This window comes from Aeromonas sp. R1-2 (genome assembly GCF_040908505.1).
Lineage (GTDB): Bacteria > Pseudomonadota > Gammaproteobacteria > Enterobacterales > Aeromonadaceae > Aeromonas > Aeromonas veronii.
In genome coordinates this window covers 25,008-46,085 of record NZ_JBFODU010000012.1, presented here as the reverse complement: position 1 = coordinate 46,085, position 21,078 = coordinate 25,008, and the positions used below count along the sequence as shown (strand labels likewise).

General features: G+C 58.0%; 16 protein-coding genes. 6 read left to right on the top strand and 10 right to left on the bottom strand.

Annotated elements, in window-relative coordinates; translation table 11 throughout:
* Positions 1 to 281 precede the first annotated feature (281 nt).
* Positions 282 to 1,160, top strand: coding sequence for a 50S ribosomal protein L11 methyltransferase (prmA, locus tag AB5Y76_RS03655; protein ID WP_005338919.1), 879 nt, complete (start codon positions 282 to 284; stop codon positions 1,158 to 1,160).
* 163 nt (positions 1,161 to 1,323) lie between these two features.
* On the top strand, positions 1,324 to 1,878 hold the full coding sequence (locus AB5Y76_RS03650) for a sugar O-acetyltransferase (RefSeq protein ID WP_263717005.1): 555 nt from the start codon (positions 1,324 to 1,326) through the stop codon (positions 1,876 to 1,878).
* A 380-nt stretch (positions 1,879 to 2,258) separates the two neighbouring features.
* On the opposite strand, the gene AB5Y76_RS03645 is transcribed toward AB5Y76_RS03650, so the two are convergent.
* On the bottom strand, positions 2,259 to 2,807 hold the full coding sequence (locus AB5Y76_RS03645; protein ID WP_236284857.1) for an NAD(P)H nitroreductase: 549 nt from the start codon (positions 2,805 to 2,807) through the stop codon (positions 2,259 to 2,261).
* 115 nt (positions 2,808 to 2,922) lie between these two features.
* Positions 2,923 to 4,950: an NADPH-dependent 2,4-dienoyl-CoA reductase gene (locus AB5Y76_RS03640; protein ID WP_263717006.1), complete on the bottom strand. Its 2,028-nt coding sequence runs from the start codon at positions 4,948 to 4,950 to the stop codon at positions 2,923 to 2,925.
* 208 nt (positions 4,951 to 5,158) lie between these two features.
* Between AB5Y76_RS03640 and sppA the strand changes: the two genes are divergently transcribed.
* Complete coding sequence (gene sppA / locus AB5Y76_RS03635; protein WP_069526535.1) at positions 5,159 to 7,003, top strand: signal peptide peptidase SppA; 1,845 nt, start codon at positions 5,159 to 5,161, stop codon at positions 7,001 to 7,003.
* A 92-nt stretch (positions 7,004 to 7,095) separates the two neighbouring features.
* On the opposite strand, the gene AB5Y76_RS03630 is transcribed toward sppA, so the two are convergent.
* The 8 genes from AB5Y76_RS03630 to AB5Y76_RS03595 all read right to left on the bottom strand — a co-directional run bounded on the left by AB5Y76_RS03630 (position 7,096) and on the right by AB5Y76_RS03595 (position 16,288).
* Entirely contained in the window at positions 7,096 to 8,016 is a 921-nt protein-coding gene (locus AB5Y76_RS03630) for a L,D-transpeptidase family protein (protein ID WP_005338927.1), read from the bottom strand.
* A gap of 510 nt (positions 8,017 to 8,526) precedes the next feature.
* Positions 8,527 to 9,768, bottom strand: a complete 1,242-nt coding sequence (locus tag AB5Y76_RS03625) for a lipopolysaccharide assembly protein LapB (RefSeq protein WP_263717007.1) — start codon at positions 9,766 to 9,768, stop codon at positions 8,527 to 8,529.
* A gap of 11 nt (positions 9,769 to 9,779) precedes the next feature.
* Positions 9,780 to 10,415, bottom strand: coding sequence for an energy transducer TonB (locus AB5Y76_RS03620; RefSeq protein WP_064337222.1), 636 nt, complete (start codon positions 10,413 to 10,415; stop codon positions 9,780 to 9,782).
* Between the two features lie 16 nt (positions 10,416 to 10,431).
* Positions 10,432 to 10,839 (bottom strand): biopolymer transporter ExbD, encoded by a 408-nt coding sequence (locus AB5Y76_RS03615; protein WP_005338933.1) that lies wholly within the window; start codon positions 10,837 to 10,839, stop codon positions 10,432 to 10,434.
* A gap of 67 nt (positions 10,840 to 10,906) precedes the next feature.
* Positions 10,907 to 11,434, bottom strand: a complete 528-nt coding sequence (locus tag AB5Y76_RS03610; protein ID WP_005338936.1) for a MotA/TolQ/ExbB proton channel family protein — start codon at positions 11,432 to 11,434, stop codon at positions 10,907 to 10,909.
* A gap of 10 nt (positions 11,435 to 11,444) precedes the next feature.
* Entirely contained in the window at positions 11,445 to 12,818 is a 1,374-nt protein-coding gene (locus AB5Y76_RS03605; RefSeq protein ID WP_216949595.1) for a MotA/TolQ/ExbB proton channel family protein, read from the bottom strand.
* Positions 12,815 to 13,579, bottom strand: coding sequence for a DUF3450 domain-containing protein (locus AB5Y76_RS03600; RefSeq protein ID WP_139434845.1), 765 nt, complete (start codon positions 13,577 to 13,579; stop codon positions 12,815 to 12,817). Before AB5Y76_RS03600 ends, AB5Y76_RS03605 begins: the two co-directional genes overlap by 4 nt.
* A gap of 108 nt (positions 13,580 to 13,687) precedes the next feature.
* Entirely contained in the window at positions 13,688 to 16,288 is a 2,601-nt protein-coding gene (locus tag AB5Y76_RS03595; RefSeq protein WP_263717008.1) for a TonB-dependent receptor, read from the bottom strand.
* Positions 16,289 to 17,027: 739 nt separating this feature from the next.
* Here AB5Y76_RS03595 and AB5Y76_RS03590 point away from each other — a divergent pair.
* The 3 genes from AB5Y76_RS03590 (at position 17,028) to AB5Y76_RS03580 (ending at position 21,068) form a co-directional block, all read left to right on the top strand.
* The gene (locus AB5Y76_RS03590; RefSeq protein WP_031227629.1) at positions 17,028 to 18,053 is read left to right on the top strand and encodes an ABC transporter permease subunit; all 1,026 of its coding nucleotides are present in this window, start codon (positions 17,028 to 17,030) and stop codon (positions 18,051 to 18,053) included.
* Between the two features lie 2 nt (positions 18,054 to 18,055).
* Positions 18,056 to 19,099: an ABC transporter permease gene (locus AB5Y76_RS03585; RefSeq protein WP_013724081.1), complete on the top strand. Its 1,044-nt coding sequence runs from the start codon at positions 18,056 to 18,058 to the stop codon at positions 19,097 to 19,099.
* A gap of 151 nt (positions 19,100 to 19,250) precedes the next feature.
* A complete protein-coding gene (locus AB5Y76_RS03580) occupies positions 19,251 to 21,068 on the top strand; it encodes an extracellular solute-binding protein (protein WP_263717009.1) in 1,818 nt (605 codons plus the stop codon).
* The last annotated feature ends 10 nt before the right edge of the window (positions 21,069 to 21,078 follow it).

Here is a 21,078-nt window from a genome sequence, read left to right as displayed (position 1 = left end):
TTGAGCAAGGTTTCGACCTTGCTCTTTTTTTGTCTGGCAGACTGTTTACCAAGCAAAGAAGTGCAGATAAAAAAATGCCACCCGAGGGTGGCAGTGAAAGATGACGGAACTTGAGCAAAGCGTTCAGCGAAAACCGGTCGTCTTCGCCTGCATAGAGCAATACAGGAACCGTGCCAATCCGGCAAAAACCCCCGTATCCCTCCACGTCATGGGCAAACCACGACAGCACTGCCCCATGATGGTAGAATCTCGCGGTTTCACATTTATGAAGAGTCGACGCCATGCCCTGGATACAAATTCGAATCAACGCCACTGCCAAGACCGCAGACAAGGTGAGCAACATGCTGCTGGGGCGTGGAGCCCAGGCGGTGACCTTTATGGATGCCAAGGATGTGCCCGTCTATGAACCCATGCCCGGTGAAACCCCGCTCTGGGGTGAGACCGAAGTGATGGGGCTGTTCGATGCCGAAACCGATCCGGCCCCCACTATCGCCTTCTTCCAGCAGATCTTCGGCGAAAACGTCGGCTACAAGGTCGAGCAGCTGGAAGACAAGGACTGGGTGCGAGAGTGGATGGATCACTTCCACCCCATGCAGTTTGGCGAGCGCCTGTGGATCTGCCCGAGCTGGCGCGACGTGCCGAACCCCGATGCTGTCAACGTCATGCTGGATCCGGGTCTGGCCTTCGGTACCGGTACCCACCCCACCACCGCCCTCTGCCTGCAGTGGCTGGACGGGCTGGATCTGACCGGTAAAACCGTGGTCGATTTTGGCTGTGGCTCCGGCATTCTCGGCATCGCCGCCCTGAAACTGGGTGCCGCCCGCGTCATCGGTATCGACATAGACCCGCAGGCCATTCAGGCCAGCCGTGACAACGCCGCGCGCAACGGCGTTGCCGACCAGATTGAGCTCTATCTACCAGCCGACCAGCCGCAGGACGTCGAGGCGGACGTGGTAGTCGCCAACATTCTGGCCGGCCCGCTGCGCGAACTGGCGCCGCTGATCGCCGGCCACGGCAAAGCGGGCAGCCTGATGGCCCTCTCCGGCGTGCTGGAAAGTCAGGCCCCGGAACTGGAAACTATCTACGGCCAGTGGTTCGAGATGGACCCGACCGCCGTCAAGGAGGAGTGGTGCCGCCTCTCCGGCCGCAAGCACGGCTAAACATTGCTCCCGCTCTCAAGGCGGAAAGTCAGTATCTTTATCAAACAAGAGCACCCACGGGTGCTCTTGTTGTTTCTCCCCCTTTCCCACTCTGGGGGACGGTTCACGCTTCTCTGGCCAATGAGGGATTAACATCGTTCTTCCACATCATTGAGGCCCTGCCATGAGCGAATACCAGAAGATGATTAGCAGCCAACCGTACAACTGCATGGCATCCGAGCTAGCCCAGTTGCGCCGGGAGGCGGCACGGCGCTATCGCCGTTTCAATCAGGCGGAAAAGGAAGCAGAACAGCGGGCACTACTGGCGGAGCTGATTGGCGGACTGGCAGAGAATGCCTTTATCTGCCCGCCCCTCTACTGCACCTATGGCCGCCACATCCACCTGGGCAAGGACTCCTACATCAATATGGGAGCGACCCTGCTGGACAACGCCCCCATTCGCATCGGCGCCCATGTGATGATTGGGCCAAACGTGCAGGTCTATACCGCAGCCCATGCACTGGAGGCCGACGAACGGCTTCAGGGCACAGAGACGGCGCTGCCGGTCACCATTGAAGACAAGGTCTGGATTGGGGGCGGCGCCATCTTGCTGCCCGGCGTCACCATAGGGTGGGAGGCGATCGTCGGCGCAGGTGCCGTAGTCACCAAAGATGTACCGGCCGGAGCTCGGGTAGTCGGCAACCCAGCCCGGATCCTGCCAGCCAAAAACAGGGCATAAGGCTGCCAACCGGGCTGCATCTTGATTCCGCCATCAGCTCACAGCAACCCCTACACCCCATAAAAATAAAGCCCAATGTCACGAAGACGTTGGGCTGTTAAAAGGTGCTACGGAATTGCGACTCTCATCGCAGAAAAATTAGAAGGAGTGCCCTTCTAAACTGGCAGGGAGATATTAGCGAATGCGCAAACGTTTTACATAGTGAAATACAACAGGATTGCGAGGTACATCGCACTATTTAAATAATTACCTGCTATGGCGCGCGAAGCCTCTTTGACCCATTTATTTTCCCCAATTTCTCTGGTTACTATTCACGGTTAAACAGAAAAGCCCCGATTTCTCGAGGCTTTGCTTCTCTCAACCGCAACGTGGCCGAAGAGTCAGAAACGGCGGACAAACTCATCGAGCGGCAGTTCGCGCAGTTTGCGTGCTTCCAGCATGGGGGTACCGAGATAGAGGAAACCCACCAGCTGATCCTCTGCCGCCAGTCCCAATCCCTTGTTGATCTGCTCATCGAAGATAAACCAGCCGGAGCGCCAGATACCGTTGAAGCCCTGTGCCTGCGCCGCCATCTGCATCGCCATCAGGGCACAACCGGCAGAGAGCTCCTGCTCCAGTTTCGGCACCTTGGGGTGATCCTGATAACGGGTTGCCACGGCGACGACCAAGGGTGCCCGCAGCGGCGCTTCGTTGCACTTCTTGATGCTCTCTTCATCTTCGCCACGGGCACGGGCGGCGTCCGCCAACAGCTTGCCCAGCCGCTCGCGCCCCTCTCCTTCAAACAGAATGAACTGCCAAGGGGTCAGGGTGCCGTGATCCGGCGCGCGCAAGCCCGCCTTGAGGATATTGTCGAGTACCTCACCGCTCGGGGCGGGATCGGCGAGACGGCCACAGGAGTGGCGATTGAGCAACAGGGTGAGGGCATCCATGGGCAATTCCTTCTCTGGGGCAATGATGGCGCTACCTTAGCACAGCACCGAATGAAGAAAACCCCTGAGGCTCAGGGGTTTATCGCACTATAAAGGGGCAAAAAGGCGCCGCTGGTTAGATGACGGCTGCCAGCTCGGCCCCTTGCCGGATGGCGCGTTTGGCATCCAGCTCGGCAGCCACGTCGGCTCCGCCGATGATATGCACCGGCTTGCCTGCCGCCTGCAACCCGGCCTGCAGCTCCTTGAGGGGCTCCTGCCCGGCGCAGACGATCACCTGATCCACCGGCAGACACTGCTTGCTCTCGCCCACCTGAATGTGCAAGCCCTCGTCATCGATCCCCAGATATTGCACCCCGGAGAGCATCTGCACCTTGCGATTCTTGAGCACGGTACGGTGGATCCAGCCGGTGGTCTTGCCAAGTCCGTCACCCACCTTGCTCTCCTTGCGCTGGAGCAGCCAGATCTGGCGCTCAGGGGCGTCGATTTCAGGAGCCGTGAGGCCACCGCGCTCGCCAAGCTGTTTGTCGATGCCCCACTCCTTGAGCCAGTGATCACGGTGCCCATCGGCATCCGTCTCCACCTTCTTCTCGACCAGATACTCAGCCACATCGAAACCGATGCCGCCGGCACCGATCACCGCCACCTTCTGGCCGACCGGTTTGTGATCCCGCAATACATCGAGATAACTCATCACCTTGGGATGTTCGATGCCCGGAATATTGGGGGTGCGCGGACGAATACCGGTAGCGAGGATCACCTCGTCAAAACCGCCACCGAGCAGGCTCTCGGCACTCTGGCGCTGGCCGAGATAGAGCTCGACGCCGCACTTCTCCAGCCGTTTGGCAAAATAGCGCAGAGTCTCGTGAAACTCCTCCTTGCCCGGGATCTGCTTGGCGAAGTTGAACTGGCCGCCGATTTCGCTGGCCTGATCGAACAGGCTCACCTGATGACCGCGCTCGGCAGCGTAGCAGGCAAACGCCAGCCCGGCCGGGCCCGCCCCCACCACCGCCAGCTTTTTGGGCTGGGGCACGCGGCCAAAGGTCAGCTCGGTCTCGAAGCAGGCGCGGGGATTGACCAGACAGGAGGCGCGCTTCTGCTTGAACACATGGTCGAGGCAGGCTTGATTGCAGGCGATGCAGGTGTTGATCTCGTCCGCCCGGTTCTCGGCCGCCTTGATGACAAATTCGGGATCCGCCAGGAAAGGGCGCGCCATGGAGACCATATCCGCCTCGCCACCCGCCAGAATCCGCTCGGCCACCTCGGGGGTGTTAATCCGGTTGGTAGTGATAAGCGGCACCTTGAGGTGTTTTTTCAGCTCGGCAGTGACCCAGCTGAAGGCGCCGCGTGGCACGCTGGTGGCGATGGTGGGAATGCGCGCCTCATGCCAGCCGATGCCGGTGTTGATGAGGGTCACCCCCACCGCTTCCAGCGCTTTGCCAAGGGCAATCACCTCTTCCAGGGTCGAACCCTGCTCCACCAGATCCAGCATGGAGAGGCGGAAGATAATGATGAAGTCGGAGCCGACCCGCTCACGGATGGCGCGGACAATTTCCACCGGAAAGCGCATCCGGTTTTCGCTGCTGCCGCCCCAGCCGTCGGTGCGTTTGTTGGTACGCTCACAAATGAACTGGTTGATGAGATAACCTTCCGAGCCCATCACCTCGACACCGTCATAACCGGCCGCCTTGGCCAGCGCTGCTGTAGCCGCGAAGTCGCGAATGGTGCCGCGGATCTGCCGCTCGCTCATGGCGCGTGGCTTGAACGGGGAGATGGGGGCCTTGAGGGCGCTCGGGGCCAGACTGAACGGATGATAGGCGTAACGACCGGCATGGAGGATCTGCAGCGCTATCTTGCCCCCCTCCTGATGCACGGCGCTGGTCACCTTCTTGTGCTTGCTCACCTGCCAGGGGAAGCTCAGCTGAGAGCCGTGAGGCACCAGCCGACCGCGCAGGTTGGGGGCAATGCCGCCGGTGACGATAAGGCCAACACCACCACGGGCGCGCTCGGCATAAAAGGCAGCCAGCTTGTCAAAACCGCCCTTCTCCTCTTCGAGGCCGGTATGCATGGAGCCCATCAACACGCGGTTGCGCAGTTGGGTAAAGCCAAGGTCGAGCGGGGTCAGCAGGGTCGGATAGCGGCTCACGATGCCTCCAGTTAATTTTTTGTTATCAAACTGAGGCTAGAGTAAAGAATCGAAAATTCTTTTTCAAACAAATGTTTGGACAATTTTTCAGCGAACAGCCGTGCCCTGAACGAAGATAGGCGGGATCCGCCAGTCGGAAATGGCAATTTCGCCCGCAACTGGTTAATAATGGCTCTTCTCTACCCATTAACAGGGCGATAACGCGACTATGTCTATTTTCAAAGGTCTGGGTTGGTTGTTCCGCAGCCTGTGGCGCCTGCTCAATTTCACCCGGCTGATGCTGGTCAATCTGCTGTTTCTCATCGTAGTGCTGGTCATCGTCTTCAGCGTCAGCCAGAAAGAGGCCCCCAAGGCGCCCATCGAAGGGGCGCTGACCCTCAATCTCAACGGCGTGCTGGTGGAGCAACGCTCCCAGACAGACCCCACCGTACAACTGCTGCGTCAGATGGACAGCAGCGATGAGCAGCCGAGCGAGATCGTCCTCTCCGACCTGCTATGGGCCATCAAGAGTGCCAAGGATGACGAGCGCATCAAGGCGCTGGTGATCAAGCCGCAAGGGCTGCAGGGAGCCAACTTCACCAAACTGCAGGAGGTGGCGAGTGCCATCGACTCCTTCCGGGAGAGCGGCAAACCGGTGATCGCCATGGCCGACTTCTACACTCAGGGGCAATACCTGCTGGCGGCCCACGCCGATCACGTGCTGCTCAACCAGAGCGGCGCCGTGGTGATCGAGGGGCTTGGGGTCTACCAGACCTACTTCAAGTCGGCGCTGGAGAAGCTCAACATCACCCCGCATGTGTTCAAGGTCGGCACCTACAAATCCTTTGTCGAACCCTATACCCGCGACGAGATGTCCCCCGAGAGCAAGGAGGCGAACCAGCGCTGGCTGGATCAGCTGTGGCAATCCTATGTGGCTGACGTAGCCGAGCAGCGGGAGATCGAACCCGATGCGGTCGCGCCGGGCAAGGATCGCTTCCTCGAGCTGCTGCGCAAGGCCGGTGGCAATGCCGCCAACTACGCCCTCGACAACGGTCTGGTGGATCAGCTGGCCACCCGCGACGAGATGACCCAGGCGGTCATTAAAGAGGTGGGTGAAGCGGACGATCACGGCTGGAAAGGGGTCGGCCTGAAAGAGTATCTGGCTGCCATTCCGGAACAATATCCCCAGAGCGGCAAGGATGAGGTGGGTCTGGTGGTAGCCAGCGGCGCCATCATGGATGGCGTCCAGCCTGCCGGTACCATCGGCGGCGACAGCCTCTCCGACCTGCTGGCCGATGCCCGCCGCGATGACAAGGTTAAAGCCGTGGTCCTGCGGGTCGACAGCCCGGGCGGCAGCGCCTTCGCCGCCGAGCAGATCCGCGCCGAGCTGCTGGCCCTGAAACAGGCAGGCAAACCGGTAGTGGTCTCCATGGGCAGCTATGCCGCCTCCGGTGGCTACTGGATCTCCGCCGATGCGGACAAGATCTTCGCCTCCCCCACCACCCTCACCGGCTCCATCGGGGTATTCGGCATGTTCGCCACCATCGACAAGGCGTTGGCCCAGTTCGGGGTGCATACCGACGGGGTTGGCACCACAGATTACGTCGGCGTCGGCCCGACCCGCGCCCTGCCGGATCACGTCGGTCAGGCCATCCAGCTGAGCGTGGAAGATACCTACCAGCGCTTCATCGGTCTGGTCAGCAAGGGCCGTGGTCTGAGCCCGGAAGAGGCCGAAAAAGCGGCCGAAGGTCGTGTCTGGACTGGCGAAGATGCCAAGGCCCTGGGTCTGGTGGACGAGTTCGGCAATCTGGATGACGCCATCAAGGCAGCCGCCGAACTGGCCAACCTCAAAGAGTGGCAGGTGACCCCCATCGAGCAGGAGGAGTCCACCAAGGACAAGTTCCTGCGCCAGCTGTTTGACAGCAGTGCCCAAGTACTGGCCCCCCAGTTGCAAAGCTGGCTGCCGGCTGGATTTGGCAAGGCATTGGTGGAAGTGAACCGCAGTCTCGACCCGCTCACCCGCTTCAACGATCCGCAAGGCACCTACGCCTTCTGCCCGGTCTGCGTGCAGTAAGCAAGCGGTGACTCCCCCATAAGAAAACGGCGACCAGATGGTCGCCGTTTTCTTTATTCAGCCAGTGCGCGCGGCACCGCCAACTTGCTCAATCAGGGATTGAGACGGGTCGGCATACCGGTACGCTGTTCAAGCACCTGCTTGACCACGTTGGAGTCAGACTCGGCGTGAGCGATGAAGCGGGTGATAGCCGGTGTCATCGGGAGCGGCACGGAGGCGGTGGAGTTGAACTCCTCCTCGGTGCGCGACAGCGGCTCGTGTACTTCCATGTAGCGACCGCCATCCGGCTCGACCGTGGTCTTGACCGGCTGGTTGACGAACTGGACGCGGGTGCCGACCGGCACGTTGTCGAACAGATACTTGATGTCGTCAGCGCGCAGACGCACGCAACCGCTGCTTACCCGCAGACCGATACCGAAGGTGGCATTGGTGCCGTGGATGGCATAGAGGTTGCCGATGTAAAGGGCGTGCAGACCCATGGGGTTATCCGGACCGGCTGGCCATACTGCCGGCAGGGTCTTGCCCTGGGCGGCATAGCGGCGACGGATGTTCTCGGTCGGGGTCCAGGTCGGGTTGGCGCGCTTGCGCTCTACCTTGGTGATCCAGTTTTCCGGGGTGTTTACCCCCAGCTGACCGATGCCGATGGGCAGCACTTCCACCACGTTCTTCCCTTTCGGGTAGTAGTAGAGACGCATCTCGGCAACGTTGATGACGATCCCTTCGCGGGGCGCGTTGGGCAGGATCAGCTGGTGAGGGATGATCAGGGTGCTACCCGCTTTCGGCAGATAGGGATCTACGCCCGGGTTGGCTTCCATGATGTTGGTCAGACCCAGCTGGAAGTCAGCAGCGATCTGCTCCAGCGGACGGTTGTCCGCAGGCACCACGTATTCCTGGTTTTCACCGATCAGGCGGCTGTTGGCCGCAGGCAGACGGTACTCGACGGCGGCAGCCTGCTGGCTGACCAGCGCAAATGTGCATAAAAGGGCCGAAGCGGCAGTGCGAAGGGGATTCATAAAATTCCTGTGTGGTTTCCTGTACCAAATGGGCCGGGGGCCGTCTCATCCTCGGTCTGCCGGTGGCGGGTCAACCTGCCCCACGACGCCAATAACCGAGCGCGCATTCTTTCCTGAGTCGGCCAAAATTTCAACTTCCATATGTTGCTTTTCTTGTTAAAAGTAGCCGTTTTCGGTGTGACGCTTATCAACAGGGCAAAAGCCACACTGGCAAGTCGCAGCTGAGTGAAAGATGAATGGCACTGCCCGCCTGGCAGCGAGCCACCCGAGCCCCCGTCAACCACAGCGCCGCGCCACCTTGTGTCACGGTTGCAGCCCTAGCCGAAACGTTTGTCACATCCGGGGAGATAAACCAATGTCGACGTAGGCTCTTTATTGGGATGAAGAGGGATAAAACCGTGCGTCGGCCACCCGCCGGTGCCGGCAGCCACCATAAAAAAACCGCTCCGAAGAGCGGTTAATGGAGCCACCAGGCAACCATAAAGGGACTACAGGTAGTTGTCATTGGAATTACTGGACGGCCGCCTCCCCCGCACCACTCTGCTCCTTGAGGAAGCTGATCCACGGAGATGCCCGACCGCTGACGTTGCCATTCTGAGCCGCCTGGGTGAAGGCGTTGAGGGCCTCCTTCGGCTTTTGTTGCTCAAAATAGGCGACACCGGTCAGGAACTTGAGATCCGCCCGCTGTTCACCATTGGCATTGGCTGCCGGTTTGGCGGCCAGAGCCACCAGATCCTGATAGCGTTTGCTCTGGATCATCATGCGCGCCATTTTCAGCTGCAATTCGGCGCTCGGGGCCAGCTGGTAGGACTTGGCCAAGGTGTCGATGGCCGGATCCAGCTCCTTGGCCTGATGCCAGTAGTTGGCCAGGGTCTTGTAGTTGCTGGCGCTCGGCTCAATCACCCCATCCTTCATCCCCTTCTCCATCACCCGGGCGGCGCGATGGGGAATACCGGTGAAGGCGAGGTAGTTGGCGAGGCGCTGCAGCTCGGCAGCCTCGGTCAACATGCCGAGGTTGTAGGCCGACTCCAGCGCCGCCAGCGCCTTGGCATCGTTGCCTGCCTGCATATGCATGGCCGACAGCTGGGTCCAGTACTTCTTCTTCTCCGGGAACATGTTGACCAGAGAGGTCAGCACCTCGGTCGCCGGTTTGTACTGTTTCAGCTCGTAGTGAGCGCCCATCTTCAGCAGATACCAGGACTCCGGCGCTTTACCTGCCGACAGCTTGATCGCCTGATCCACCGCCGGGATCGCGTCACGGTACTGCTTGAGCTGCACGTGGGCGTTGGCTAGCGTGATATAGGCATGGGAGTTGGGCTTGTCATCTTTGCCCTGGTTGGCAAACCACTCCTTCATGGTCTTGATCGAGCCCTGATAATTACCCTCAGCCATATAGAGCTGGGCTAGGTTGTAGCGCACCTGCTGGGCCACCGGTGGCGGCAGGCCGCCTGTCGCGATGGCATCGGCAAAGTACTTGGTCGCCTGACCGTATTTCTCCTGCTGGGCGGCCACGAAACCGAGAGTCTGCAATATGACCCCCTTGTCGTAGACCCGCTCGCCCGCGCCTGAAAGCGCATCTTGCAGCTTGGCATTGGCCTCACCGTATTTCTTCTCGGTGATCAGCTCCTGCGCCTTGTTGACCGCCCGATAGGCCCGATCCGACAGGGCCGGCTGCTCGGCGGCCCAACTGGCGGTGCTGAGCAGCACCGCCATGGCGACCGGGGCGAGGATCATCTTGTGTAACTTGTTCATCGCCACCTTCCTTAGTTGACCGCAAACTCGATCTCTTGCTGCATACGGCTCGCCTGCGGCTTGCCATCCACCATGGCCGGTTTGAACGTCCACTTGGCGATGGTTTTGCGCGCCTCTTTGCCGAGGTCATAGCTGCGCGGCTCTTCCTTGACGATCCGCACGTTGCTGACTGTGCCGCGCTCGGTGACGGTGAACTCCACCAGCACCTTGCCGGAGGCCAGCCCCGCCAGCGCCGCCTTGCGGGGCATCATGGGCTCGAAGGTTGCCAGCGGAATGGCACCATTGTTGCCACCGACGCCACCACCACCGCCACCGGTGCTGTAAGCACCCAGCGCGTTGCCACCACCGATGTTGACCGGGATGTCGAGCTTGGGCATGTCCATCGGCGCGCTCTCCATCTTCGGCCTATCCGTGCTGGCCACCTCCATCTCGGGAGGCGGTGGCGGACGCTTGGGCGGCGGCGGTTTGGGCAGCTCCCGCTGTTTCTCTTGCAGGGTCTCCTGGGGCTTGAGGCGGATGAAATCGGTCATGCTGACGTCCTCCTTCTCCACCAGCTCCCGGTGATCCGGTGTGATCAGCTTGTTCATTCCCAGAAACAGAAAGAACACCACCACACAGGAGACCGCCAACGATATCAGGTATCTCATAGGTCTCTCTCCGGCATCAGCTGCTCTTGTCTGCCGCGATGGAGATGTTCTGGACACCGGCCATGCGGATCTGATCCATGACCTGCACCACCAGACCGGAACGGGATTCGTTATCGGCCTGGATCACCACGGCGCTCTCCGGGTTCTCGGCCCGCAGCCGCTCGATGTTGGCGCGCACCGCCCCCACCTCGACCACCCGCTTGTCGACCCAGACCTGACCGTTTTCGCGCACCGCGACCATGATATTGCCCTTCTTCACCGTCTCGGCCGTGCTGGCACTGGGACGGTTGATCTCGACACCGGACTCCTTGACGAAGGAGGTGGTGACGATGAAGAAGATCAGCATGATGAACACTATGTCCAGCATGGGGGTCAAATCGATAGCCGCCTCGTCAGCACCGCTGTCGCTGTAACGTTTTCTCATAGCAGAAACTCCTTGCTTGTTCTGTGCCCCCGGCAGGCCATGCCTCGCCGGGGGTATGCATCCTGCATCAACCGTGTTTCAGGTTGTCTTCCAGCTTTTGCACCGCCAGTTTGGCCTTGTGATCGAGCTGGTTGACAAAAAACAGGCCGGAAAGGGCGGCGATCATGCCCGCCATGGTCGGTACCGTTGCTTTGGAGATCCCCGATGCCATCGCCCGCGGCGAACCGGTGCCAGTGATGGCCAGGGTGTCAAACACCTGCACCATCCCGACCACGGTCCCCAGCAGCCCCATCAACGGGCAAAGAGCAATCAGCACCTTGATGACCGGCATCCCCTTGTCCACCGCCATGGCAACCCGTGAGACCAGCTCGCGCCGGATCTGCTTGGCAGACCAAGAGAGATGATCGGTGCGGGCCAGCCAGGTCGCCTTGGTCTGCTTCACCTGCTTGGGGTAGACCGCCATGAAGTAGAACCAGCGCTCCAGCAACAGGGCCCACATCATCAGGGTCAGGAAGAACAGGGCGACCAGTACATCGCCCCCCAATCCCAAAAACCGGCGGACCGACTCGACTTCTTCAATCAACCAGAACCACATGGGTGACTCCTTACGCTGCGGCTTTGGAGGCGTGCAGACGTTCCTGATAACGGGCAACGAAACCGGCGCTCTGCTCTTCCAGCACCTGGATCAGACGACGGCTCTGGGTCTGCACTATGGTGTAGAGGAACAACATGGGCACGGCGACGACCAGCCCCTGCATAGTGGTCACCAGCGCCTCGGAGATACCGCCCGCCATCAGCTTGGGATCGCCGGTACCGAACAATGTGATGGCCTGGAAGGTGGCAATCATCCCCACTACGGTACCGAGCAGGCCCAGCAGCGGCGCGACCGAGGCGATCAGCTTGATGATGCTGATACCCTTCTCGAACTTGGGCACGTTGCGCAGGATGATCTCGTCGAGCTTGGACTCCAGATCCTCGATGTTGTCACCGCGATGGCTCTGGTAGGCTCCCAGCATGTCACCAATGGGGTTGCCCTTGATGATCTGATCGGATTTCAGCTGCTTGCGCATGGACGAGCCGATCAGCGACAGGCGGATACCGCAGAAGATGGCCAGCAGGGTACCGAGCACACCGAGCACCATGATGACGTAACCCACTTCACCACCCTGATCGATTCGCTCCTTGAGAGTCGGTGACTGCACCAGCAGGGAGAGGATCACGCCGCGAGACGGGTCGATAAAGATGGGTTTGACCCCGTCACCGCCCTGTTCAAACTCGGCGATGGGAGCAAGCACGCTCTTCTCCGGTTGACGGGAGAGCTGCTCGAACTTGCCGGTCTCCGGCACGAAGGTGAGGTACTTGCCTTCGGAGACAGTGTTGAACTCGCCGATCTGGGTGACGGTCTTCTCGGCCTGGTTGCCCTCACCGTAAACCACGGTCGCCGGGATCTGGCTCACCTTGCCACCGTCCACCATACGGCTGAGGGTGGTGGTCCAGAACGCTTCCAGATCGTCGCTGGAGGGGAGCTCTTTACTCTCGGCCAGACGGGTCAGCAGCGCGGTCTGTTCCGGATGCTCGACCCGACGGGCGGAGGCGTTGAAGATCCCCTTGAACTCACCGGCAAACTGACGCAGTACGCCGAACATCTCGCCCATGTTGCCGGAACGCTGGCGCAGGGTTTCAGCCAGCTCGGTCAGCTGCTTGTCATTGGCATCGAAGGTCGCCTTGAGCTGCTCGCCCTTGGCGGTTTCGGCAGCCAGCTCGGCCTTGGCCTTGGCCAGCAGCGCCCCCTGCTCGTTCTTGTCAGCCAGGAAGCGGGCTTCCCGCTCCTTGTTGAGTTGGGATTCGCTCAGGCTGGAGGCCTTGACCTGGTTCAGCAGCGCATTGAGATCCACCGGTTTTTCGGCGGCGGTCACCGGCAGGGTGACCAGGGTTGCTCCCGCAATCAGGGAGGCAATCGCAAGTTTGATTCCTTTCATGATGCTTTCTCCGCAGTTTGAACCGGCAGCTTGATCAGCGCGGGAGGCGCCTGCTTCTTGGCGATGCGAAGGCCCTGTTCAACCGCACTGCGATACTCCTGGGGCAACTCTTCCCACTGGCGAGTCTTCTTGTTCCACATCCCGGTTTCATTGCCATCCGGGGATTGATAAAGCAGCGCGATGCGGCCAACCCGCAGGAACTCGTAGGTCTTCTCGCTGCCATCCTTGTCCAGGCTCGCCTTGTAGGATTCGATGGTGCGGCTGAAGCCCTCCTCGATCTGGTAGGCCTCCAGGATCTTGCGGTACTTCTCGGAGATGGTGACATCGGCCCGGTTCATCAGGTCGGTCAGGGCCGCCACGCGGTCCTCGCGCTCGACCTTCTGGAACGGCAGATCCAGTGACACAAACTGCTCGAGGGAGTCGATCATCTTGAGCATCAAGGGCACCACTTCGGTGCTGGTCTGGTCGATCTGGGCGATCTGCTTTTGCATCGACGCCAGCTCGGCACTCTGGGACTCGACCATCTTGCTCACCTGCTCGTTGTAGGTGCGCAGACTGTCGACCTGACGCAGGGCGGCCTTGTACTGGGCCAATGCGGATTCGGCAGATTCGGCATAGCTGTCGATCTTCTGCTGGGAAACTTTGGATGCGTTGTCGGTGGCGGCTTGAGCGTCCACGGCCTGACCGGCAGTGGCGGCACTCAGATTGAAGCTGGTCAACAAGGCGGCCGAAACCAGGCTGCCAAGGAGCGCTTTCTTCATTGTAATGGTCCTTGTCTTCATAGGATTACCCTATCTCCGTAACTTCCTTGGACGTTGGGCACAGCCGGCCCGACCGGGCCGGCTGAGGTTGTATATCAACGGGGTTGATTAGAACTTGTAATTGCCTTCAACAAAGACTGTCCGACCAATCGGATTGTCATAGCTGTTTGCAAAATAAGGGGCTGTATCGCTGATTCGGTCAGCTGGTGGTGTCTTGTCAAACAGGTTGACCGCTCCCAATGTCACGCTGGCAGCTTCGTTAATCTGGTACCCCATGGTGAGATTCCAGGTCGTGAAGCTAGCGATCTCCGGGTCAAACCCTTTTGCTTTGGCATCTTCGCAATCAGTGAAATAGTGGTTGTTGGCATAGGCCGAGCACATACGGTCACGATAGTTGGCAAACAGGGTGGTGGTCAGGTCACCATAACCCCACCCAAGCTCCCAGTTTCCTTTATATTTCGGAGTGAAAGGCAGGTCATCAACAGCCGATTCTCCCGCCTGCACGATGCGCTCGCGTTTAAGCTCACGAGTGAGAGCTATTGAAGTACGGAAGATACCGAAAGAATCAGTCTCGTAACTGTATTTTACTTTGAAGTCGAGACCTGAAATCTTCTCGGATGCCATGTTGACCGGACCATAGCTTACTTTTACCAACTTACCGTTAGCATCGCGTTCAACCACTGAGCCTGGATACTGAGATGGATTATTAATGACTTTCTGACGATCAGGGTCATCAACAATATCCTCGAGATCGATGTAATAGTAATCAACTGTGAAACCCAGACGCTCGATCGGTTCCCAAGCCAAGCCCAGGTTGTAGTTGTTACTACGCTCTTCCTTTAGAGCCTTATTGGGACCGGTAACAACATCGTAGTGCTGAGTACCACACGCTTCTTCGATCGCAGGAGTAGACTTGTCACCCAATCTAGACCCTCCCTGAGCCAAGCAGTATTGCAAGTCAGAGCTAGAACCAAACGCCTGGGTTGAACCACCAAATAGTCGCTTCATATCAGGAGCCTTGAAACCTTGCCCCCAGCTACCACGCAATAACAGCGTATCAATAGGGCGATAGGTAATGGCAACCTTGGGAGTGAACGCACCGCCGGTTTCAGAGTCATCAAAATAGCGATCGTAGCGGCCAGCCAATGTCATCTCGACGTCAGTGATCATCGGAATGAGAAGTTCCCCACCAAGACCGACTTGATCCCGTTTACCACCGCCTTCAGTACCTCCCAAACCAGAAAAACCACCGGCTTTGGTTATGTCATCGGTTGTCTCGCTATAGTCCGTGTTAGTCCACTCGGCAGCAAGAGCGAAACCCGAAGTGCCGGCAGGGAGTTCAACCAAATCACCGCTCAGAGCGCTATTGAAGCTCCACAGCTTGGTGGAGGCATCCTTATTGGAGTTTCCTGAATATTTGGCGACGGTAGCAGGATCGATTCGCTGGAATAGGTCTACATCACCCTGGCGAACAGCATCTTCGAGTGTCCCAAGTACAGCAGGATTGTCTGTGGACACATCTTGGGTAGCGTAGCCTGCATAGGCTTCCCACTCATATTTATCAGCCAATGTACCAGTCAAACCTGTCGTGAAAGCCGCTGCATCAGAGGTGGTATTACTTTGGCGCGGTCCGAACTCGACAAGACGGCGTACATAGGAGCCCTCTTGACCATATGGATTACCAGGATCCGTTGCGGAAACCTTAACCTCCAGCGGATTGGGTTCAAATTGTGAGTTAGTCTCCTTGGTTCCCCAGCGAAGCTCTGCCATTGCGGTGACATTATCAGTGATATCGTACTCACCACGCCCCATCAGATCGTACTGCTTGTCTTCTGGTTTGAGGGTTCGATCACCAGCTCGGTTATAACCACATTTGCCATTTGCCAGCTTGACTGCATTTTCACCAATAAGACTGGTGCAGTCGGCAACTGTCGCAACCAATGTGCCATCCTGCTTCTGGAAGTTGGCTCCATAACTCGAGAAGTTACCAAAAGCGGAACGATCTGATTTATCCAAACCGGCCCAGTCACGATCTTTGTTCTTCAATATTTCATTGCCAGAAAACTGACCCACAACCATGGTTCTGGCCCGCTCCCATTGGGAACCCGCAACAATGTCAACGCGACCATGCTGATAACCACCTTCGGTCGTATCACCATATTTTGCTTTGACAGCGACCCCATCGAAATCTTTTTTCAGAATGAAGTTAACTACCCCTCCGATGGCATCAGAGCCGTAAATGGCAGAGCCAGCATCGGTGAGGATCTCGACACGCTCGATGGCAGCAACAGGAATTTGACCAATATCGGTGAAGTTACTCGACCCGTCTTGTGCAAGCGGGTATTGAGGAAGACGTCGACCATCAACAAGCACCAAGGTCTTGCCAGCGCCTAAGCCGCGCAAGTTGACTGACTGAGCAGCAGGCGTGAATGAGAAAGAATTTGTCTGATTCATCACACCGCTGTTTTGCGACAAAGAGCCTAGAATATCTGCGGCACTATTAAACCCGCGAGCTTCAATATCTTTTGCACTAATCATGGTAACAGGTGATGGGCCTTCCACCTGAGTTGTAGATATACGGGAGCCAGTGACTTTGATTTTCTGCAGTTTTTCGACGTTCTGCCCTTCTTCGGCAGATACGGATGGGGCCGCTGCAAGGCTCGCCAAGGCGAACGCAATCGCAGCAGAGATTCTGCTCTTCCTAAGCATCGCTTATATCCTTCCTGGTTGTTTATTGTTTGCTTCCTGATACCGCCCTCTTTGGAGCGATGTGTAAGGCTTATCAATCTTTGACTAGTGACGTCAATGGAGCAGGGGGGTGGCGAGGTCAGGCGTAGAATAAGCGGAGTGTATTAATTTTGACCGGCATAATTAGTGAATAATTCTGCCAAAAACAACTTGCGCAATGTAAATACATTGTTAAATGACGTAAATGGCGCTGAATTAAAATTTGATGAACCTATTAGTTAACGTGCTGTCCGTTTATATCTTATTTTGATTTATCGGCATTAATAAGAATAAAACACTAACTTCATGAGGGTTGCACCTGACCGTTCTCATGGGGATAACAGATAAAATTGTCGAGATGACATCGTTTTCCTTCAATTTCACACCCCGAACAAAAGCATTACCAATCAACGAGTTAAAAGCATCTAAAGCTCAAACAAACAGCTGTTTATATTTTTTAAAATAATGTTGAGCAGTAGCGTTTTGTTTTGATTTTCACTTTTCAGATAAAAAACGTCATTTTTCGGTGCTTTTGGTCTCAGCGGGTCATTTTTCCCAGTTTTCCATTTCCTTGTACTTGATTTTTGTTGCAGAGCTTTTACAGTGGCCAAGCGGATTGTCTGCTGTTTGGCAACCAATCCAGCGCGTAATGCCAGGAAGGACAGGCCCGTCACCGGATTTGACTGGCCGCAAAAAAGAACAACAAGGACGAGGTTCCACCATGCTGTCGTATTTCCTACGCCGGATGCTTTTGATCATCCCGACGTTTCTCGGTATCACCCTGCTCGTCTTCACCATCACCCGTTTCGTGCCGGGCGGTCCGGTCGAACGCATGCTGCTGCAAGCCCAGGTTTCCCAGAATGAATCTGGCCGCTCCAGTGGCAGCAAGGGGGCGCAGGCCCTCTCCGATGAACAGATCGAGGAGCTCAAGGCCTTCTATGGCCTCGACAAGCCCATGCTGGTCGCCTATTGGGAGTGGCTGCAGAAGCTGGCGGTACTCGATCTGGGCGAATCGACCCGCTACTACGAACCGGTGTGGGATCTCATCAAGGAGCGGCTCCCGGTCACCGCCTTCTTCGGGCTGGCGACCTTTCTGCTGAGCTATGCGGTCTCCATTCCGCTAGGTGTGGCGAAGGCGCTCAGGCACAACAGCCGCTTCGACTCGTTGAGCTCTATGCTTATCTACATGGCCTATGCCCTGCCCGCCTACGTGGTGGGGATCTTCCTCATCACCGTCTTCGCCTTCCATCTGGAGTGGCTGCCGATGGGTGGTTTTCCGGGAGACGACTTTGAGTACATGGAGAGCAGCTGGGATCAGATCCGCACCGTCTTTGCCCACGCCCTGCTGCCGCTTATCGCCTACGCCATCGGCGATTTCGCCATCCTCACCATGACCATGAAAAACAGCCTGATGGAGAACCTGTCAGCCGATTATGTGCGTACCGCCGTGGCCAAGGGGTTACCGTTTCGCAAGGCGGTCACCGACCATGCCATGCGCAACAGTCTGATCCCCATCGCCAGTCACCTGGGGTCTGTGCTCACCGTTTTCTTTGGCGGCTCCTTCCTCATCGAGACCATCTTCAACATCGACGGCATCGGCCTGCTCGGTTACGAGGCTATCGTCGAGCGGGATTACCCCACCGTCATGGGCATTCTGGCCATCACCTCCATGCTGATGCTGATTGGCAATATCGTCTCCGATATCTGTGTTGCCCTTGTTGATCCGCGCGTGCGGTTTGGAGACTGACCATGAAGCTCAATCCGGTTACCTTGAAAAAACTCAAGCGCTTCAAGTCGATCAAGCGCGGTTACTACTCCTTCATCATCTTCACCACTCTGGTGCTGCTCTCCCTGCTGGCGGAGCTGCTGGTCAACAGCCGGGCGTTGATGGTGAGCTATCAGGGCCAGCTGCACTTCCCCACCTATGGTGATGTGATCCCCGGCCAGCAGTTCGGGCTCGATTACGAGTACGAAACCAACTACCGCCAGCTCAAGGCCAAATTTGCCGCAGAGGGCCAGGGCGACTGGGTGCTGCTGCCGCCGGTGCCCTGGAACCCCTACGAGCAGGATTTCAAGGAGGATGCCTACCCACCCTACGCCCCCAGCGCGGCTGAGCGCCACTTCCTCGGCACCGACACCAGCGGCCGAGACGTGCTGGCGCGACTGGTTTACGGCTTTCGCATCGCCATCGGCTTTGCCTTTATCGCGCTGGCGGCCAGTTACGCCATCGGGGTAACCATCGGCTGTCTGATGGGCTTTCTCGGCGGCCGCTTCGATCTCATCCTGCAACGCTTTATCGAGATCTGGTCCCAGGTGCCGTTTCTCTACGTCATCATGATCCTGGTGTCGCTGGCCAAGCCCAACTTCGGCCTGTTTGTCGCCATCAACGTGCTGTTCGGCTGGATGGGGATCACCTGGTATATGCGCACCCTCACCTACAAGGAGCGGGCGCGGGACTATGTGATGGCGGCGCGGGCACAAGGGGCGACCACCGGGCGGATCATCTTCAACCACATCCTGCCCAACACCTTGATGATGATCGTAACCCTGGCGCCATTCGCCGTGGTGGGCAATATCTCCACCCTGACGGCACTCGACTATCTGGGCTTCGGGCTGGCACCACCGACCCCGAGCTGGGGGGAGCTACTCTCCCAGGGCATCAACAATCTGGATGCCATCTGGATCGTCAGCTCGGTGGTGGCCGCGGTGAGTCTGGTGCTGATCATGGTCTCCTTTATCGGTGAGGCGATCCGCGAGGCGTTCGATCCGCGCAAATTTACCCGTTACCAATAAGCCAGACGGTACCAGCGCGCATCAGCAGGCGTCGGGTAACGAACAGTGATTAATGAAGGACGGGCCGCCGCCATCGGCGGTCCCGGGAGCAAGGGATAATCCCGTTATCAATCAAGACCCCCAGTGCAGGGGCCAGACCTGGAAGTCAAACATGAAAAATAAAATCAAATGGATAGGTGCTCTCTTTGTGCTGGTAAACGGATCCTGGGTCTGGGCGGCCAGCCTGCCCGCGGATCTCAAATGGGAGACCAACGACACGGATCCTGTGTTCGCCTCCCCCAAGGCGCTGTCGGGCGGCAGCCTCAATATGTTTGTGGAGAGCTTTCCGCTGACGTTTCGCACCGTGGGGCCTGACTCCAACGGATCGTTCCGCTCCTTTATTCTCGATAACCAGTTGCGACTCATCAGCTTCCACCCCAATACCGGCAACCCCATCCCCTCGCTCGCGACCCACTGGGCCATCGCGCCAGACAGCCAGACCGTCTACTTCAAGCTGGATCCGCGAGCCAAATGGTCGGATGGCAAGCCGGTCAATGCTGACGACTACACCTTCGGCTACGAGATGATGCGCTCCAAACACATCAAGGGGCCCTGGTTCAACAACTACTACACCACTGAAGTGGTAGCGGTAGAGAAGATCGACGACCACACCATTATGGTCAAAGCGGGCAACCGCAAAGCCAAGATGGACCTGCTCAACACCACCGAGCTGTGGCCCCAGCCCAAGCACTACTACAAGCTGACCCCCAACTGGGTAAAACAGTACAACTGGGCCGTGGTGCCCACCACAGGTCCCTACGTGATCAGCGACGTCAAGAAGGGCAAGTCGGTCACCTTCAGCAAGCAGAAGGATTGGTGGGCAAAAGACGATCGCTACAACCAGCACAGATTCAACATAGACACCATCAAGGTGCAGGTGATCCGCGACCACAACATCGCCTTCCGCCACTTCCTGAAAGGGGAGATCGATACCTTCGAGATGATCCTGCCCAACTGGTGGCATGAAAAAGCGGTCACCCCGGAGTACAAAAAAGGCTACGTGCAGAAGGTGATGGCCATGACCGACACCAAACAGGGCGGTCAGGGGGTGCACCTCAATGTGGCCAACCCCAAGCTGGCGGACGTAAACGTGCGCCTCGGCATCCAGCACGCCTTCAATATCGACAAGATGATCGAGACCGTGCTGCGCGGCGACTATGACAGAGCCACCACCTTCGACTCGGGCTTTGGCGAGTTCACTGACATCACGCTGCCGGAGCGGGCTTATGACATTGGCAAAGCGCGGGAGTACTTTGCCAAGGGCGGCTACAACAAGCCGGGGCCGGACGGCATCCTGCAAAATGAGAAGGGTGAGCGGCTGACGCTGGCACTCACCTACACCAGTCAGGAGCACTCCAAGCGACTGACCGTGCTGAAAGAAGAGGCCAAGAAAGCGGGTCTGGATCTGGAGCTCAATCTGGTGGATGGCGCCACCGGCTTCAAGGTGATGCTGGAGAAGAAACACGAGGCGGCCTGGCTCGGTTGGGGCGGCGGCGGTCTCTATCCGCAATATTGGGAGTTTTTCCACTCCGCCAACGCCAACAAACCGCAGACCAACAACCTGTTCAACGTGACTGACAAGGAGCTGGACGCGCTGATCGATGCCTACAACGTCGAATTCGACATGGCCAAACGGGCCAAGCTCTCCCAGCAGATCCAGCAGCGCATCTATGATCTCGCCATCTTCGTGCCCGGGGTGCAGCTCAACTATGTGCGGGCCAGCAGCTGGCGTTATGTGATGCTGCCGGAAGTTCCTGCCACCAAGAACACGCCGGATCTGCTCTACTGGCCGATGGACGGTTATCCTCACAGTAGCGGCGGTCTGCTCTGGCTCGATCCCAAGGTGAAGGAAGAGACCCGCAACGCCAAGGAGGCAGGGGAGGCGCTGGCGCCCATCAACCTGCTCGACAAGACCTATGCACGTCATTGATATTCAGGCC

What these genes read in the sequence shown, in the direction of transcription:
- prmA (WP_005338919.1), top strand. Translation starts at nt 282, where the DNA reads ATGCCCTGGATACAAATTCGAATCAACGCCACTGCCAAGACCGCAGAC.
- AB5Y76_RS03650 (WP_263717005.1), top strand. Translation starts at nt 1,324, where the DNA reads ATGAGCGAATACCAGAAGATGATTAGCAGCCAACCGTACAACTGCATG.
- AB5Y76_RS03645 (WP_236284857.1), bottom strand. Translation starts at nt 2,807, where the DNA reads ATGGATGCCCTCACCCTGTTGCTCAATCGCCACTCCTGTGGCCGTCTC.
- sppA (WP_069526535.1), top strand. Translation starts at nt 5,159, where the DNA reads ATGTCTATTTTCAAAGGTCTGGGTTGGTTGTTCCGCAGCCTGTGGCGC.
- AB5Y76_RS03630 (WP_005338927.1), bottom strand. Translation starts at nt 8,016, where the DNA reads ATGAATCCCCTTCGCACTGCCGCTTCGGCCCTTTTATGCACATTTGCG.
- AB5Y76_RS03625 (WP_263717007.1), bottom strand. Translation starts at nt 9,768, where the DNA reads ATGAACAAGTTACACAAGATGATCCTCGCCCCGGTCGCCATGGCGGTG.
- AB5Y76_RS03620 (WP_064337222.1), bottom strand. Translation starts at nt 10,415, where the DNA reads ATGAGATACCTGATATCGTTGGCGGTCTCCTGTGTGGTGGTGTTCTTT.
- AB5Y76_RS03615 (WP_005338933.1), bottom strand. Translation starts at nt 10,839, where the DNA reads ATGAGAAAACGTTACAGCGACAGCGGTGCTGACGAGGCGGCTATCGAT.
- AB5Y76_RS03610 (WP_005338936.1), bottom strand. Translation starts at nt 11,434, where the DNA reads ATGTGGTTCTGGTTGATTGAAGAAGTCGAGTCGGTCCGCCGGTTTTTG.
- AB5Y76_RS03605 (WP_216949595.1), bottom strand. Translation starts at nt 12,818, where the DNA reads ATGAAAGGAATCAAACTTGCGATTGCCTCCCTGATTGCGGGAGCAACC.
- AB5Y76_RS03600 (WP_139434845.1), bottom strand. Translation starts at nt 13,579, where the DNA reads ATGAAGAAAGCGCTCCTTGGCAGCCTGGTTTCGGCCGCCTTGTTGACC.
- AB5Y76_RS03595 (WP_263717008.1), bottom strand. Translation starts at nt 16,288, where the DNA reads ATGCTTAGGAAGAGCAGAATCTCTGCTGCGATTGCGTTCGCCTTGGCG.
- AB5Y76_RS03590 (WP_031227629.1), top strand. Translation starts at nt 17,028, where the DNA reads ATGCTGTCGTATTTCCTACGCCGGATGCTTTTGATCATCCCGACGTTT.
- AB5Y76_RS03585 (WP_013724081.1), top strand. Translation starts at nt 18,056, where the DNA reads ATGAAGCTCAATCCGGTTACCTTGAAAAAACTCAAGCGCTTCAAGTCG.
- AB5Y76_RS03580 (WP_263717009.1), top strand. Translation starts at nt 19,251, where the DNA reads ATGAAAAATAAAATCAAATGGATAGGTGCTCTCTTTGTGCTGGTAAAC.